This is a genomic window from Campylobacter sp. BCW_6465 (assembly GCF_001762815.1).
GTDB lineage: Bacteria > Campylobacterota > Campylobacteria > Campylobacterales > Campylobacteraceae > Campylobacter_D > Campylobacter_D jejuni.
Window position 1 is genome coordinate 44,378 of the sequence record NZ_MJXN01000088.1, and the last position, 14,534, is coordinate 58,911.

At 28.0% G+C, this 14,534-nt stretch carries 18 protein-coding genes, 3 tRNA genes and 2 pseudogenes; 13 read left to right on the plus strand and 10 right to left on the minus strand.

What is annotated here, in order from left to right; genetic code table 11:
- Positions 1–202 precede the first annotated feature (202 nt).
- From flgE to AJ886_RS06565, 3 genes are all read left to right on the plus strand, one after another.
- A complete protein-coding gene (gene flgE, locus AJ886_RS06550; RefSeq protein WP_070287431.1) occupies positions 203–2,737 on the plus strand; it encodes a flagellar hook protein FlgE in 2,535 nt (844 codons plus the stop codon).
- A 248-nt stretch (positions 2,738–2,985) separates the two neighbouring features.
- Positions 2,986–3,369 (plus strand): preQ(1) synthase, encoded by a 384-nt coding sequence (gene queF / locus AJ886_RS06560; protein WP_044778580.1) that lies wholly within the window; start codon positions 2,986–2,988, stop codon positions 3,367–3,369.
- 137 nt (positions 3,370–3,506) lie between these two features.
- Positions 3,507–4,151 (plus strand): outer membrane beta-barrel protein, encoded by a 645-nt coding sequence (locus tag AJ886_RS06565; protein ID WP_070287432.1) that lies wholly within the window; start codon positions 3,507–3,509, stop codon positions 4,149–4,151.
- A 35-nt stretch (positions 4,152–4,186) separates the two neighbouring features.
- On the opposite strand, the gene AJ886_RS06570 is transcribed toward AJ886_RS06565, so the two are convergent.
- Positions 4,187–4,816 (minus strand): hypothetical protein, encoded by a 630-nt coding sequence (locus AJ886_RS06570; protein WP_002860843.1) that lies wholly within the window; start codon positions 4,814–4,816, stop codon positions 4,187–4,189.
- A 462-nt stretch (positions 4,817–5,278) separates the two neighbouring features.
- Between AJ886_RS06570 and leuD the strand changes: the two are divergent.
- Positions 5,279–5,665, plus strand: a pseudogene (gene leuD, locus AJ886_RS06575) (3-isopropylmalate dehydratase small subunit); the annotation flags it as partial.
- Here leuD and AJ886_RS06580 read toward each other — a convergent pair.
- The 3 genes from AJ886_RS06580 to AJ886_RS06590 all read right to left on the minus strand — a co-directional run bounded on the left by AJ886_RS06580 (position 5,645) and on the right by AJ886_RS06590 (position 6,357).
- A complete protein-coding gene (locus AJ886_RS06580; RefSeq protein WP_053872649.1) occupies positions 5,645–6,175 on the minus strand; it encodes a GNAT family N-acetyltransferase in 531 nt (176 codons plus the stop codon). The pseudogene leuD and the gene AJ886_RS06580 sit on opposite strands and share 21 nt — an antisense overlap.
- 27 nt (positions 6,176–6,202) lie before the next feature.
- Positions 6,203–6,278 (minus strand) — tRNA-Val (locus AJ886_RS06585).
- 3 nt (positions 6,279–6,281) lie between these two features.
- Positions 6,282–6,357 (minus strand) — tRNA-Ala (locus AJ886_RS06590).
- A gap of 115 nt (positions 6,358–6,472) precedes the next feature.
- Here AJ886_RS06590 and AJ886_RS11025 point away from each other — a divergent pair.
- From AJ886_RS11025 to AJ886_RS10540, 9 genes and pseudogenes are all read left to right on the plus strand, one after another.
- A pseudogene (locus AJ886_RS11025) lies at positions 6,473–6,757 on the plus strand (DNA topoisomerase); the annotation flags it as partial.
- 99 nt (positions 6,758–6,856) lie between these two features.
- Complete coding sequence (locus tag AJ886_RS11030) at positions 6,857–7,213, plus strand: topoisomerase DNA-binding C4 zinc finger domain-containing protein (protein ID WP_374220175.1); 357 nt, start codon at positions 6,857–6,859, stop codon at positions 7,211–7,213.
- Entirely contained in the window at positions 7,210–8,307 is a 1,098-nt protein-coding gene (locus AJ886_RS06600; protein ID WP_070287433.1) for a hypothetical protein, read from the plus strand. Before AJ886_RS11030 ends, AJ886_RS06600 begins: the two co-directional genes overlap by 4 nt.
- Before the next feature lie 138 nt (positions 8,308–8,445).
- Positions 8,446–9,561 carry a hypothetical protein gene (locus tag AJ886_RS06605; protein WP_070287434.1) on the plus strand — a complete coding sequence of 372 codons (1,116 nt, stop codon included), beginning with the start codon at positions 8,446–8,448 and terminating at the stop codon, positions 9,559–9,561.
- A gap of 166 nt (positions 9,562–9,727) precedes the next feature.
- Positions 9,728–10,066 (plus strand): hypothetical protein, encoded by a 339-nt coding sequence (locus AJ886_RS06610; RefSeq protein WP_053872653.1) that lies wholly within the window; start codon positions 9,728–9,730, stop codon positions 10,064–10,066.
- Positions 10,063–10,461 (plus strand): hypothetical protein, encoded by a 399-nt coding sequence (locus AJ886_RS06615; RefSeq protein ID WP_180371432.1) that lies wholly within the window; start codon positions 10,063–10,065, stop codon positions 10,459–10,461. The genes AJ886_RS06610 and AJ886_RS06615 overlap by 4 nt, the downstream gene beginning before the upstream one ends.
- A 118-nt stretch (positions 10,462–10,579) precedes the next feature.
- Entirely contained in the window at positions 10,580–10,810 is a 231-nt protein-coding gene (locus AJ886_RS10535) for a hypothetical protein (protein ID WP_004305866.1), read from the plus strand.
- A 62-nt stretch (positions 10,811–10,872) separates the two neighbouring features.
- Positions 10,873–11,196: a hypothetical protein gene (locus tag AJ886_RS06620; protein WP_004305863.1), complete on the plus strand. Its 324-nt coding sequence runs from the start codon at positions 10,873–10,875 to the stop codon at positions 11,194–11,196.
- Positions 11,197–11,309: 113 nt separating this feature from the next.
- A complete protein-coding gene (locus AJ886_RS10540; protein ID WP_186820745.1) occupies positions 11,310–11,507 on the plus strand; it encodes a hypothetical protein in 198 nt (65 codons plus the stop codon).
- 105 nt (positions 11,508–11,612) lie between these two features.
- Here AJ886_RS10540 and AJ886_RS06625 read toward each other — a convergent pair whose 3' ends face one another.
- The 6 genes from AJ886_RS06625 to AJ886_RS06640 form a co-directional block, all read right to left on the minus strand.
- Positions 11,613–11,942, minus strand: a complete 330-nt coding sequence (locus AJ886_RS06625) for a hypothetical protein (protein ID WP_004305859.1) — start codon at positions 11,940–11,942, stop codon at positions 11,613–11,615.
- Between the two features lie 62 nt (positions 11,943–12,004).
- On the minus strand, positions 12,005–12,799 hold the full coding sequence (locus AJ886_RS06630; RefSeq protein WP_070283726.1) for a Fic family protein: 795 nt from the start codon (positions 12,797–12,799) through the stop codon (positions 12,005–12,007).
- Positions 12,800–13,003: 204 nt separating this feature from the next.
- Positions 13,004–13,168: a YopX family protein gene (locus AJ886_RS10270; protein WP_079860130.1), complete on the minus strand. Its 165-nt coding sequence runs from the start codon at positions 13,166–13,168 to the stop codon at positions 13,004–13,006.
- A gap of 89 nt (positions 13,169–13,257) precedes the next feature.
- Entirely contained in the window at positions 13,258–13,662 is a 405-nt protein-coding gene (locus tag AJ886_RS10775) for a glycosyl transferase family 90 (protein WP_261662757.1), read from the minus strand.
- A complete protein-coding gene (locus AJ886_RS10780) occupies positions 13,644–14,213 on the minus strand; it encodes a hypothetical protein (protein ID WP_261662759.1) in 570 nt (189 codons plus the stop codon). The genes AJ886_RS10775 and AJ886_RS10780 overlap by 19 nt, the downstream gene beginning before the upstream one ends.
- A 112-nt stretch (positions 14,214–14,325) precedes the next feature.
- Positions 14,326–14,413, minus strand: a tRNA-Ser gene (locus AJ886_RS06640).
- Between the last annotated feature and the right edge of the window lie 121 nt (positions 14,414–14,534).

Consider the following 14,534-nt stretch of genomic DNA (forward strand, 5'->3'; position numbering starts at 1 on the left):
TTTGGTAATTTTTATTACATAAAAGCCCAAAGTTCCATAAACTCCTAAAATACCTTTAAATTTTTTCTATAAATTTTTAAAAAATTCATAAAAAATTTCAAAAGTTGGAACAGAACTTGCTTGTAAAACTTCACATAAACGCAAAAGTTTTTTAAAGCCAAAGCGTTAAATTTTTAAAGCAATATTTTATAAAGGATTTAAGATGATGAGATCACTTTGGTCTGGCGTAAGCGGACTACAAGCACATCAAGTTGCGATGGATGTTGAAGGTAATAACATTTCAAATGTTAATACTACTGGTTTTAAATACTCTCGTGCAGATTTTGGAACTATGTTTAGCCAAACAGTAAAAATCGCTACTGCTCCAACTGATGGAAGAGGCGGACAAAACCCACTTCAAATCGGTCTTGGCGTTTCAGTAAGTTCTACTACAAGAATTCACTCTCAAGGTTCAGTTCAAACTACAGATAAAAACACTGACGTTGCTATCAATGGTGATGGTTTTTTCATGGTGAGTGATGATGGTGGTCTTACAAACTATCTTACAAGAAGCGGGGATTTTAAACTTGATGCTTATGGGAATTTCGTAAATAATGCCGGTTTTGTTGTGCAAGGTTGGAATATCAATTGGGACGATCAAACTATAGATAGTTCAAGAACTCCGCAAAATATCTTTATCGATCCAGGTATGCATATCCCTGCAGCAAAATCAACCGAAGTAGCTATCAAAGCAAATTTAAATAGTGGTTTAAATATAGGAACTTCAAGTAGAAATCTTTATGCACTTGATTCTGTTCATGGTTATAATAATAAAACCAACAGAGCAGAAGATGAAAATGATACAGGAACGACTCAGTTTTATACTACTTCTAAAAATGCTATAGAAGTAACAGAAAAAGGCGTGGATGCAGGATCGTTATTTAATGCAAAAGGGCAAGGCTTAAATTTAAGAGATGGACAAGGAATTTGGGTATCTTATGCGGATGCGAAATACTCTACAAATAAATTAGGTGTAAGCGCTTTTGATCCAAATTTACAAAGCAATCAAACTGCAGCTTTTTGGGGAACAGCAGATCAAAAAGTAACTTTAGATATAACTTTAAATGGTGTAAGAATTACAAATAGTGATATTCAAAGCATAGATGATGCTATAGCTTATATTAATACTTTCACTGCACCAACCGATACTAGAGATGGAACAGGGGTAAAAGCGGTTAAAAATAAAGATGGCAGTGGAATTGATTTTATCAATACAAATTCTGATGGCACTACAGATAATATGAAAAATATTAATCTTAGTGTTTTAACTACAAATACAGCAGGTGAGGTTTGGACAGCAAAATGGGATAATGCTACACAAAAACATACTTTTACACATAATAAACAAGATAAAACTTCTTTATGGACAGCAACAGGTGGAAATGCAGGTGCTTTAGAAGGTGATAGAAATCCAGTAAAAGTTATTACAGCTCATAAATATATTTATAGTTCAAATCCTGTGGATATAGGTCCTATGTATAATCCTGATGGTGGTCCTGGATTTAAAGGTGGAGCTGATCAAAATACACGACCAGCAGATCCTGCTTCAGCAGCCTATTATGATGCAGTTCATGGCAAGCTTTTAAATACAGATGCAAGAACTTTTAGAACGACTGAAGATTTAAGAGAGCTTTTACAAAGAGATGCTAGATATGGGGTGGATTATGATGGAAGTGGAACTTTTGCAGCAGCAGATATCAATCAAGCTGTAAAAGTAGTGGTAACAGAAAACGGAAATTTTGCTATATCTAATGCAAAAGAAGATTCTACTATTCCTCCAAATGCTATAGCGGGAACAACACAAACGACTAATCCAAAAAATATGAGCTTTAATATCACAGCTTATACTAACAAAGAAGGCACAGTCAGTAAAAATGATGCTTTTACAGCTATGTTTAAAGCTTTTGATGGTCCTTTGGTTGTAGGTGGATCGATCAAAGAAAGTGAGCAATTTAAACTTTCATCTTTTTCAGCCGCGCTTGATATCTATGATTCTTTAGGTTCAAAACACACTTTAGAAGTGCAATTTGTAAAACAAAGCACCACTCAAGATGGGGGTAATGAATGGCAAATGATCATCCGTGTGCCAGAACCTGCGGAAATCAATACCACAGGAGAAGGTCCAAACAATATCATCGTAGGGACTGCAAGATTTAATAATGATGGATCTTTGGCAAGCTATACACCAAAAACGATCAATTTCTCACCAAATAATGGTGCTGCGCCAAATCAACAAATCAAACTTTCCTTTGGAACAAGCGGAAGCAATGACGGCCTTGTAAGCTCAAATTCTGCTTCAACTCTAACAGGACAAGCAACCGATGGTTATACTTCAGGGAATTTAAAACCTGATGCAATCCGCGTTGATGATAAAGGAAATATCTTGGGCGAATTTACCAATGGTAAAACCTTTGCTGTAGCAAAAATCGCTATGGCTTCAGTGGCTAATAACTCAGGTCTTGAGGAAATCGGCGGAAACCTTTTCAAAGTTACTGCAAATAGTGGTAATATCGTAGTAGGTGAAGCAGGAACAGGGGGTCGTGGTGAGATGAAAACCTCAGCTCTTGAAATGTCAAATGTGGATTTGAGCCGTTCTTTAACAGAACTTATCATTATCCAAAGGGGTTATCAAGCAAACTCAAAAACCATTTCAACCAGTGATCAAATGCTTCAAACCTTGATCCAGCTTAAACAATAATTTAAGCTTAGTATTCTATAAAATATTGTTTTTTGCTCCCTTAAAGGGAGCAAGCCTTGCTTTACAAGCCTATCTTGGTAGTCTTGTAATACTAGGCTTAGGCTTGAACTGCCTTCAATTTATTGCTAACTCACTCTTGCTAGGGGTGAGTTGCAATAAAATTGCATTTTCTTATCTGTATCATAATCGTTTTAAAAACTTATTTTGTTATAATTTTTGCTCGAAATTTAAATTTTTAAGGAAAATCTATGCGTTATGGTGAAAAAGAAATCAAAGAATTTGATGTAGAAAATATGGAAATTTGGCCAAATGATGCGAAAAATGACTATATCATTAAAATTACTTTGCCTGAATTTATGTGTTGTTGTCCGCGTTCGGGTTATCCTGACTTTGCGACGATTTATCTTGAATATATGCCTGATAAATTTGTGGTTGAGCTTAAGGCGATAAAGCTTTATATCAATACTTTTATGTATAGAAATGTTTCACATGAAGCAAGTATCAATGAAATTTATAATACTTTAAAAGATAAATTAAAACCAAAATGGATTAAAGTTGTGGGGGATTTTAACCCGCGTGGAAATGTGCATACGGTAATAGAATGTCGTAGTGATATAGTTGTTCCAAAATAATATTTGAGTAAAATATTCACATATTTTTATGTAAAGATTAAATATTTTATAAAAAATTCTTATTTAATCTTTGAAGAATATATAATATAAAAAGATCTAAAATTTTTAGATCGAATTTTATTATAAGGAGTTAGGTTATGAATAAAAAATTCTTAAGCATTGTCGCAAGTGCTACTTTGTTTTCAAATTTGGCTTTAGCAGATGAGAATTCCGGTTTTTTTATAGGTGCTGATGCAGCTTGGATGCATGCTCAAGTAAAAAGTGAGTTAAAACATAAGAATACAAAGCAAAATTTTAATGGAGATATTTCAGGTAATATACCATCATTTGGTCTAAAACTTGGATATCGTTTAAATGAAAATCATAGAATTTATGCTGGTTATAATTATTCTGATGAATTTAGTGATTTTATCAAAACTCCTAGAATTCAAATCGAAGGTGATTTTACTACACATAAATTTTTAACAGGTTATGATTTTACTCCTAAGCTTTTTGAAAAAACCAGAGCTGTTTTAGGTGTGTATGGAGGATATGCAAGAACAGATCTTACCTTAAAAACAAGCTTTTTATCTTTGTCGCAAAATTTTGACGGTTATTTTTATGGAGCGAAAATAGGTGCTTTATATGATTTGACACCACATAATGAAATAGAATTAGGCTTTAAAGCAGAGCAAATTCATTATAATTCTAGAAATTTTTATCAAAATAAAGTGGGCTCAAACTTTTACGATCCTAAACAAACAAATTATGGTGTATATTTAGGATATAATTATAAATTTTAATCTAATGCAAGTTTTTATAACTTGCATTAATGAAATCAACCTCCACCGATAAAGTATTTTTCTACATCATCAAGTAATTTTTCACAAATTTGAGAATCTGTATTTTTTTCTACTATAAGATTTATATAAGTTTTAGTATCTCTAAAGCTTCCTGCTGATTTTGAATTTTCGCGAGTGAGTTTTTGAGTGTCTCTAGTGTATTCTATATTGATGTTAAATTTTAGCGCAGCGCTTGCTTCTCCTAAATTTGTTTTTACTACTACATTCATTTTAGAAGCTTTAGCGAGTGTGGCTTGGGTTTTATTTATGATTTCTTTAAAGCGTTGGCAAGATCGTATGAGTGTAGCGATAAATTTGTTATCAAGTCCCTCATAAGCTACTTTGAGTTTGTTTTTGATATCTTTTGTACTTTCCTTTTCAGGGGCGACAAAAACCATGTAAAAACCGTTTTTTATAGCTACATTGTCTGTTTTTACATCGCGTCCACTTGACATAACTTTAACATAAATGGCATTATCAAGATAAACACGATCTACCATAGGGCCATAAATTTCGTATTCTTTTTTTCGGACTATGACTTCACGGGCTAGCATATTTAATTTTACATTGGCTTCGTGAATAACAGGTTCCATTTCTTTTTTAATCTCTAAGAGTTCTTTTAACATCAACATCCTTTTTGTTACTTAAAATTACAATTATATCAATAATTTTCTTAATTTAAGAATTTTACAAATACATTTACTAAAAATATGATACATCAAGGATTAGTTTTAACAAAGGAGGAAAAGATGAAGCAAATTTGTAAATTTCAAATTCAGTCCAACAAAAAAGTAAAGACAATACTTTTAATCTGCTACTGCAACTCTCACTCTAAAACTCAATTTTATTTTTAATCATTTTTTACATTTTTAATTTTTTATCATTGTTGTTAAGTTTTTGAAATTTTATTCATTTAGTCTATTTGGTTTTAAAGGATTAAATCATGAAAGATAATAAAATCATAATCTTTGATACCACTTTGCGTGATGTGGAAAATGCGATTTAGAAGAAGTGGTTATGGCGATAAAAACTTGCCTTGAAAATTTAGACTACGATGAAAATATTTATAATTTAGATGATGTTTATGTTTGGTGAGTTTTGAAAATTTTTGTAGCGGCTCTTCAAGAAAGCATGCGCCTTGGGCTTTGGTTGATTATGGTATTAGAGTTATTATCGCACCTTCTTTTGCAGATATTTTTAAAAACAATGCCTTAGGAAATGGTTTGCTTACCATAGAACTTACTAAAGATGAGGTTTTGGAAATAGTTGATGAGTTAAAAAAATCCCAAGATAAAATATAGAAATTTCTTTGTTGGAAAAAAAGAGTATTTTTTAAAGATAAGATTTTTTCTTTTGATTTAGATGATTTTCACAGAATTTGTCTTTTGGAAGGACTTGATAATATAGCTTTGACTTTAAAACATGAAGCACAAATCAAAGCCTATGAGAAAAACTCAAAAAGCTTTTTGGTTTAGAATTTTTTCATAAGCTAAAAAAGGATCTTGGTAATTAGGTATGTTAAAATTTCCACAAAAATTAAAATCGAGCTTTTTAAAAAGCGAATTCATAGGAAAATTTTTACTATGAGTATCTGCTCTTAAACTTGCCTTGTGATTTTCCAAGGCAAAATTTTCGCAAAAATTTAAAAGTTTTTGTGCTACGCCTTTGCCCTTTGCCTTTTGTTTGACGGCTAAACGGTGTAGATAAAAGGCTTTATCATCATAATTTTTGTTAAAAATAACTTGTTTATAAAATTCAGGTTCAAATTTTTCATTGATACAGATAAAGCCTAAAATTTCATCATTTTCTTTAAACACATAAAGTTCTTGTGCTTGTATATCTTCTTGAAAAACTATTTCATTGGGATAATTCTCATCCCATTGGTGAAAATTCATAGCTTTCATAGCATTTAAAGCATCTTTTGTGATTTCAAGTATAGAATTTAAATCTTTATGGATGGCTTTTTGTATGATAGTGTTTTGCATGATAATCCTTTGTATAAGGAAGGGTGATGGTGGCTCCGATTGGACTTGAACCAACGGCCACTACCATGTCAAGGTAGTGCTCTACCAGCTGAGCTACGGAACCATATGGTGGAGCATAGCGGGTTCGAACCGCTGACCCCAACGCTGCCAGCGTTGTGCTCTCCCAGCTGAGCTAATGCCCCTTTGTAAGTCCGAGATTTTATCGTAATATTACTTGTTTTTGGCTGAAAACTAAAATCAAATTTTTAATTTATGATGTAATATACTACTTTATTAAAAGATTTAAATCAAGTTTCTAAGTATGTTAAAGATGAAAAAATTAAAAAACTTTTAATAGAAAAAGATAAAGATAAAAAAGGCGAAAATGGCGGAATAGGAACTCCAGCAACAAGAAGTAATCACATAGAAACTTTAATAAACAGAGGCTATATTGTAGTTTCAAAGGATAAAAAGGAAGTTGTTAATGCTACAGAACTTGGAATTAATTTAATCCAAAATTTAGATCCTATATTGACAAATCCAGACATGACAGCTTTATGGTTTGAATCTCAAAAAGAAATACAAGAAGGAAAACTAAAAAGAAGCGATTTTTTAAATTCAATTAATGATTTTATTTTAAAAATAATTGATAATGAAAAGAGTTTAAACAAAAAAATTGTTTCTAATGAAGAAAAAGAAAAAATAACTTGTCCTAAATGTCAAAAAGGTTTTTTAAGAGAAATAAATGGAAAATTTGGAAAATTCTTTTCTTGTTCTGAATATTCTAATGGTTGTGATTTTAAGGCAAAATCTGTTAATGGAAAACCTGAATTAGAAAATAAAAGCACTAATTTAAATACATCTTTTAAATGTCCTCAATGTAATCAAGGAAACTTAATAAAAAGAGAAAGTAAAAATGAAAAAAACAAATTTTGGTATGGTTGTTCTGAATGGAAAAATGGTTGTAAATTTATGTGTCCTGAATTAAATGGCGAACCTAATTTAAATGCTAAAAATAATTTTCAAAACAATTATAAGCAAAAGGTTAAATACAAATGAAAAAAATAATTTTATTTTTATTGCTGTTTAATTTCTTATTTGCAGAAGGAACAAATAATGGGCAAGGAGTTATTTCTGAAACTACTAAAGAAGAAATGCAAAAAATATTTTCTAATAGAAATGATGACATAGAAACTAATGATGGATGTAGTTGGGAGTGTAGAAAGGTTAATAGCGGATATGGAACTCAAATCATAGGATTTGATTTTAAAAATGGGACAACTTTTTGTAGAGTTTATAAAAATGAAAATTTTGATTTAGATTTAAAATTTAATGCTTCAAAAACTAATTTATCTTGTGCTAAACAAGTGTATACAGGACTTGATACTGAATTAAAAAATTATGAAAATATAGATAGAAAAATTAATTTAGAAAGTATAATTAAATGGACGCCAAGCGATACTAAAATTAATTTTGCAAAATATTTAGTTGCTTTAGCAACTTTAAATCCAAATATTATTGATAGAGAAAAAACTTATAATTTAGGAGAATTAACCTTAAAAGATGGTATAGATAATTTTAGCATTAAAACTATACAAAAAAATCAAAGTTTTATGGATTTTTTGATAGCTCCAAATTCTGTTTTAAATCAAAATAAAGGATTTTCTACTTCAAGTATAAGTTTGCAAGAAGCTTCAGCTGTAGATGGTTTTAATAAAAACAATATGGCGTATTTTTCAAATCTATTTTTAACCAATGAAAAAATTTATCAACATTTACAAATTCTAATTCTTGTTTTAGTTGGCGGATTTTTTCTTACTTCAATTAGTGCAGAAAAAATTCAAGCTTACTTAGAAAATAAGGGTGAAAGCGAAGGAAAACAAAAATTTTTACATAAATTTTATATTCCAATGATTATGATAGGAACATTTTTTATGCCTATACCTGAAGGAAATGGTTTAGCTCGCTCAACAATTATGCAAAACGTCATTAGATATTTTGCATTAAAATCAACAGATATTGCAGATATGGCTAGTGCAATTGGTGGAAAAACCTATATGGATAAAATTTATAAAAGTATAGGTGGAGTAAATATTCAAGGTATTAAAGCCTTATTAGAAAAAAAGAAAGAAAATGAGTTTCTTATAAGTTAAGGAGATGAAATTTATAAAAAAACTTGTTCTTTAAGATATAAAAACCAACTATCTGCTATTAGAGAAAGCTATATCACTTCTTTAACAGATGAAGATAAAGAAAAAATAAAACGATTTTTAGCTGAAGATAGTAATGATATGGCAAGAAAAAATGGCGATATTTCCTTGGAAGCTTGTATAGCTTTAGAAGCTGATATTTTAAAAGCAAGAAATGAAATAACTAAAATAAATTCTCAAATGGAAAAAATTGATAAATTAAGAGATAACACTCAAAAAATCAATGAAATGAAAAATCTTGATGCTTATTTTGCAGTAAGAGAAATGCAACTTGGATGGATAAATTCTTTATTTACGCCAAGTAGTGCAATTTTAGCAGAAGTAACTATGTTTAAAGAAGAGCAAGGTGATGAAGATGAACAAAAAGAAAGGATGATTAAAGCAACTAAAAAAAATATTCAAAACACTAAAGAAAATATAAATAAAGGAGATATTGAAATTAGTAAAGATGATATTACAGATAGCTCTTTAGGATGGATAGCAGGTAAATTAGTATGGATGATGTTACCAGGAGCTTCAACTATAAAAGATTTTGTAATGGAAAATACTGGAAAATTCATGGCTGTAATTCAAGCAGCAGCAGCTTCTACTGTGCCAATCATAGGAACAGTAGGTGGAGCTATCGTTGGATACATAACAGGAACAGTTGCCTCAACAATTACAGGATATGCTATAGCTATAATGTTAATAGAATGGACTTTTCAAAAAATACCATTATTGGTTTGCACTACAGCTTCTATTATAATATTTGTATCTTATTTAGTTTCTTTGATAAAATATTTTTATATTTCACCATTCGTTGTAGCTTTCTCCTTAGCAACTAAAAGAATGGATAAAATTATTGAATTCTTAATTAATGGTATGGCTATATTTTTAAAACCCGTATTAATTATTCTCTTTATATATTTATCATTATTTATAAATGTTTTAGTAGACGAATTTTTCTTATTTGTTTCTGTAGAACAATTTACAGGAATTAAAACTAGCGTATATAATTTTCACACTAACTTTATTATAGGTGCAATCACAGGCTTATTAACTATATTTGCAAAAATTGCTTCAGCGGTAATTATGTGGAATTTAATTATTAAAGGGTCTTCATGGGCTTTATCATTAGTAGGTATTGATGGAAAACAAAGTGAAATGATTTCTCAAGGTATGGAAAACACTTTAAACAAGAGAGCAAATATTGTTTAAAGAAATCTCAACTAAACCAAATATATACAAAGGAATAAAATGGAAAATAAAATGAAAAAAATATATAGAACTTGAAAGAAAAGAAGGACAAATCAATGACATTCCATATGTTATTTTGAAAGTTGAATATCCTAATCTAAAAGAATTAAAAGATAAGGATTTATTAATGCAAAATGACAAAGGACAATGGCTTTGTGGCTATATTGGCTTAAAACACGAACAAGAATTAGATTTTAATAAGTTGGAAAATGAAGTTTGTATAGCCCCTATTTATTTAGAAAAATTTGACACTGATTTATTTGAAAAAGACGAGAATGTTACTAAAATCATATTTTTTGATCAAAATCATTCTTGGAATAAAAGTAGGATAAATACTCAGTTAGATGAAGATTTATGCTTAAAAGATATTGAAAAAGTAGTAAATCACATTATTAATTTTAACAAAAATAATATAAAAGAAGAAAATTCCAATAAAGAATATAAATTTCAAAGGAGAAGAAAATGAGCAATTTAATGATGGAACTTGCAATGATGGACAAGAAAGACTATTATAAAGAGTTTATAGAAAACGATGTAATAAGAGTTATATTTGGTTATAAAAATGAAAAGAAATATGATAGCGATGATTATTTTGAAATGTCGCTTAGAGTGTGGGTAGGAAAAGAATATTTTGATGAATTTCTTAATAATCCAAAAGTGGAAAACAATATGGAAGTTGTGAAATTATTTATGGAAACCCCATTTTTCAAAGAATTAGCAGAACAAACTATCAAGATTGATTTTAAAAATTGGGATTTTATAATCCCCGATTTTTTTAAAAAGCATAATATAAAAATAATTCCTTATTTTCAATTAGGCAATAATGAAAATTTAAGCCCAAAACAATTTTTATGTTTCTAAAAGAACTAAAAGTTAAAGAATTAAAATATATAACCACCATTCTTTGCAGTAAATCAATTGAAGATGAGTATAAACTTTTGCATAAAAAATTTTAGTTAGCAAGAAAAAAGGAGTTAAAATGCTATTAGAGAATATACAAGAAAATAATCAGTATTTTTTTCATTCCTTACAAAATGATATTGATGATATTGCAAAAAATTATATGGATAAATTTTTTGCAATTTTAACCCTAGCAAGAAATGAAAATACAAAGTTTGTAAATTTAAAGCATTTCCATAATTTAAAAAATGCTGAAATGGAAATATTTTTTGATAATGTATTTAGAAACAATGAATTTAAAAAAATATAAAAGATAAATTAAAATTATTTGATAAAGATAGGAAGCATTCAATAAAAAAAAGAAGTTACCTTGTGCTTATTTGTTTTTTAAATGAGTTATATAAAAATCTTATCATTGATGACAAACAATTTGAAAATTTGTTAGTTTCAACAACAAAAGAATATTTCATAAGAATAATTGATAAAAAAAGAAAAGGAATGATTAACATATATTTCCAAAAAGATAAAGAAAATGTATGGGTAGATAGATTTAAAATTGTAACAGATGGTTTTGGAGGCAATGATTATGATGAAAAAATGCTTTATTATGGATTAGAAAAAGCAAATTATATAAAAATAAATGAAAAATTTATAGAAGAAGAACTTGAAAAATTAAATTTATTTAAATTTATTTAAATACAAGGATTTAAAATGAAAAAAACAGATTATTATGATTTTGTAGCATAGAGAAATGTTTTAAAAATTTTTAGGAACTGATTATAGGAAGTAGAAAAAATCATCTTGATATCATGATTACAAATCCAAATGCAAAAGAAAAAGATATAGAAAAGGATAAAAAGAAAATGGTAGAAGAGAAAGAAAGTAAGGGGAGCAATCTTATACAATTAAGAATTAGCGATAAGACGAAAGAATACCTTCAAGAGAGAGCTGACAGTTTAGGTTTTCCATATTTATCATCTTATTATGAAAGATATGGAAACTTTTAATCGAAAGTGATTAAAAGTTTTTTCGAAAAATGCTAAACTCAAAGAAACACTAGATAAAAAAGCTGAAGAGTTAGGCATTAACACAACTCAACCCATAAAAACATTTTAATTATTAGAAATATCACAAAATTTCCTTCGCAAATTGCACTCAACGCTAAGTATACTATAATGATCATTATAATTTATAATCATTATATCAGCATATTGATATCTTCCATTTTCAATTTCTTTTTTAGATTCTTTTTGTGAATTTAAAAGAAAATTATAATCTCTTTCTTTAAGTGTTTTAATATTTTTTATTTCGTTTAAATCAATTAAAGAATACTTTCCACGTGTTTTATACTCTTCATCAATTTTTTTAAGTGCAAATTCATATCCTTCTTTACTTCCTTGCTCTGAATTATAAGTATATTCTTTAAGTTTTAGGTTCTCCACAACCTATAAAAATTAAAGATAATCCAAAAATAATTAAATGCAAACTTTTTTCTTTTTTCATTTTAGTTCCTTCTTATTTTATCTTTTAAATTTTCTTGATATTCATTTTTTTCATTTTTTAGAGCGAAATGTTTTCTTTTTTCTAGTTCATTTTTAACTTCTTTTATTACTATTGTGTCAAATTTTTCAAAGTTTTTATAATAACAAGCTTCTTCCAAAGCTTGAAAGTATTCTTCTTTTGAAGAATACTTAATATTGATAGGTGGATAATTATTTTTAACAAGCTCATAATTCATTAAAAGCCTTGACATTCTTCCATTACCATCAATAAATGGGTGTATTCTAACAAAGTCAATATGTATTCTTGAAGCTCTAATAATAGGGTGTAAATTTTGTGCTTCATTCTCATACCAATTTAAAAAGTTTTTCATTTCAAAATCAATACTCAAATAATCAGGTGGAATATGTTTTGCACCGCTAATCACTACATTAGCCTTTCTATATACTCCAGCATTCTTTATATCAATTGTTTGTAAAATAATTTGATGTAAAGATTTAATATCAAATTCATTTAAAGTTGTATTAGCATTTGCAAGTTCTAACATAAAATCAATAGCATGTGAATGGTTTATGGTTTCTAAGTGTTCTTTTACACTTTTTCCTGCAATAGTCATACCTTCAAGCACTGCTTTTGTTTCAAATAAGGTAAGTGTATTTCCTTCGATTGCATTAGAATCATTTGTATATCTTAATTTAAAATCTTCTTCTAGTGATTTTTTAGTTTCAAAAGCTAGTTTGTGTTCTTTCAAAAAATCTTTTAGAATATCAATTTCCTTTAGAACATCTTTTAAATTCATTTTATTTTCCTATTTTTTATAATGATAGAATATTTTTTTTTATTTTATCAATTTTTCTATTAATTTAACCATCCCAATACAAAAAACAGATATTTCTCCATATAAGACAGAAATTCCCTAACTTTTCTTTTGTTATTCATTTTTTTCTCCTTTTATTCCAAAGATAATCAATATTATATTATATAGTATTATATTATAAAATTTTCACTCCTTAACTTCTAATAACTCCTTGTTTTCATGGATATTGCCTACGATTTCAAAATTATAATAATATTTTTCATAATAAGTTATTTCTCCACCTTGTTCCGCATCTTCATCTATATTCGATGTAAGCACAAAACCATTTTTCCCAAATTTAACAATACCCATATATTTTTGCCAAAAATGATAAGCTGTGATAAATGTATAAAAAGATTTATTTTTTATGAAAAATTAGAGAATTAATGAGAGTAATTTTACTATTTGATTAATTCTAAAATATCTCTTTTTTTGTTAAGTTCAAGTTGTCTGGAATAATAAAAATATTTGGTCAAAACCAAAATTCCTATATGGAATTCTTTTTTCTTATCTAAAAATTTCTTAATATATTGATGAGCATTATTCATAATTTCCAATGCATCTTTTGGGCGACTTTTAAAATATTCAATTACTGCTGACAAATTCTCATTATCAATCAAAGCAAAGTGATAATTTGGTTTTAGAGTTCCTTCCATAAACCAAGTTTCGCAAGTTATTTTTGGAGCTAAAACTAAAGAATTAGAATTCATAGCCCATTTTAAGTTGCTTGCTACATCGTTACCCTCTAAAGAAATTATAAATTTATACTTCATTTGTTCTTTTTTATTTAAAAAGTTTTTTTCCATTGGCTAGATTGTTTTGAAGTATCTCCTATATCGCAAAAAGTTCTACCAAAATAAGAATCAAAAAATTCTTTTCTATGTTTTTGAAATACCGCTCCTCTAAATATCGCTATATCCTTTTTATTTTCATAGTTTATGTTATCTTTTAAAAAGCAAAAATGCCTATTTTTATCAAGTTTTAATAAAATATTATTTATATTATTTTCCAAAGATCTCGATTTGCAAATAGTTGCTTCTTTAAAAGTATGTCTTACATCGCCAAATTCTTTATTCCATAAAAATTCATCTTTAAAGTATTTACTGATTTCATAAGCATCAAAAGCATAAGAGGTGTCTTTAAAAGGAAATTTTCCTATTTTTTCCTTTGCTGTAGGTGTAAAAAATTCATTTATTTGATTATAATATTTAACTCGAGTTTGTATTTCTTCTAAGTCTTTAATATTGTATTTTAAAATATCATTAAAAATTTTATCTAAATTTATTTGAAAAAAATATCTTGGTATAAAAGATATTCCTATTCCTTTTAAATTCATCAAAAGTCTTGATTGTAGCATTATAAAAAACCTAATAAATAAAATTTTTAATATTTTATCAAAAATTTAAGAATTTGTAAACAATAAAATAACTTTTGACAAAACAATAATTTTTAAATATTAAAAATAAGAATGGCAGACAGGAAGGGATTCGAACCCTCGAAAGCTTGCACTTTACACGCGTTCCAGGCGTGCTCCTTCAACCGCTCGGACACCTGTCTATGAAATAAAGTGTTCATTATATCTAATAAAAGCTTTAAAAATAAAGAAATTTTGTAAATATTGAAAATAAAATTATTTTTTAAAAAAATCAGAAAATTTTTAGTAAAAAGTAGTATAATT

Excerpts from the sequence above, each read along its gene's own strand:
- flgE (WP_070287431.1), top strand. The coding sequence starts at position 203 with ATGATGAGATCACTTTGGTCTGGCGTAAGCGGACTACAAGCACATCAA.
- queF (WP_044778580.1), top strand. The coding sequence starts at position 2,986 with ATGCGTTATGGTGAAAAAGAAATCAAAGAATTTGATGTAGAAAATATG.
- AJ886_RS06565 (WP_070287432.1), top strand. The coding sequence starts at position 3,507 with ATGAATAAAAAATTCTTAAGCATTGTCGCAAGTGCTACTTTGTTTTCA.
- AJ886_RS06570 (WP_002860843.1), bottom strand. The coding sequence starts at position 4,816 with ATGTTAAAAGAACTCTTAGAGATTAAAAAAGAAATGGAACCTGTTATT.
- AJ886_RS06580 (WP_053872649.1), bottom strand. The coding sequence starts at position 6,175 with ATGCAAAACACTATCATACAAAAAGCCATCCATAAAGATTTAAATTCT.
- AJ886_RS06600 (WP_070287433.1), top strand. The coding sequence starts at position 7,210 with ATGAAAAAAATAATTTTATTTTTATTGCTGTTTAATTTCTTATTTGCA.
- AJ886_RS06605 (WP_070287434.1), top strand. The coding sequence starts at position 8,446 with ATGGCAAGAAAAAATGGCGATATTTCCTTGGAAGCTTGTATAGCTTTA.
- AJ886_RS06610 (WP_053872653.1), top strand. The coding sequence starts at position 9,728 with ATGCAAAATGACAAAGGACAATGGCTTTGTGGCTATATTGGCTTAAAA.
- AJ886_RS06615 (WP_180371432.1), top strand. The coding sequence starts at position 10,063 with ATGAGCAATTTAATGATGGAACTTGCAATGATGGACAAGAAAGACTAT.
- AJ886_RS10535 (WP_004305866.1), top strand. The coding sequence starts at position 10,580 with ATGCTATTAGAGAATATACAAGAAAATAATCAGTATTTTTTTCATTCC.
- AJ886_RS10540 (WP_186820745.1), top strand. The coding sequence starts at position 11,310 with ATGATTACAAATCCAAATGCAAAAGAAAAAGATATAGAAAAGGATAAA.
- AJ886_RS06630 (WP_070283726.1), bottom strand. The coding sequence starts at position 12,799 with ATGAATTTAAAAGATGTTCTAAAGGAAATTGATATTCTAAAAGATTTT.
- AJ886_RS10270 (WP_079860130.1), bottom strand. The coding sequence starts at position 13,168 with ATGGGTATTGTTAAATTTGGGAAAAATGGTTTTGTGCTTACATCGAAT.
- AJ886_RS10775 (WP_261662757.1), bottom strand. The coding sequence starts at position 13,662 with ATGGAAAAAAACTTTTTAAATAAAAAAGAACAAATGAAGTATAAATTT.
- AJ886_RS10780 (WP_261662759.1), bottom strand. The coding sequence starts at position 14,213 with ATGCTACAATCAAGACTTTTGATGAATTTAAAAGGAATAGGAATATCT.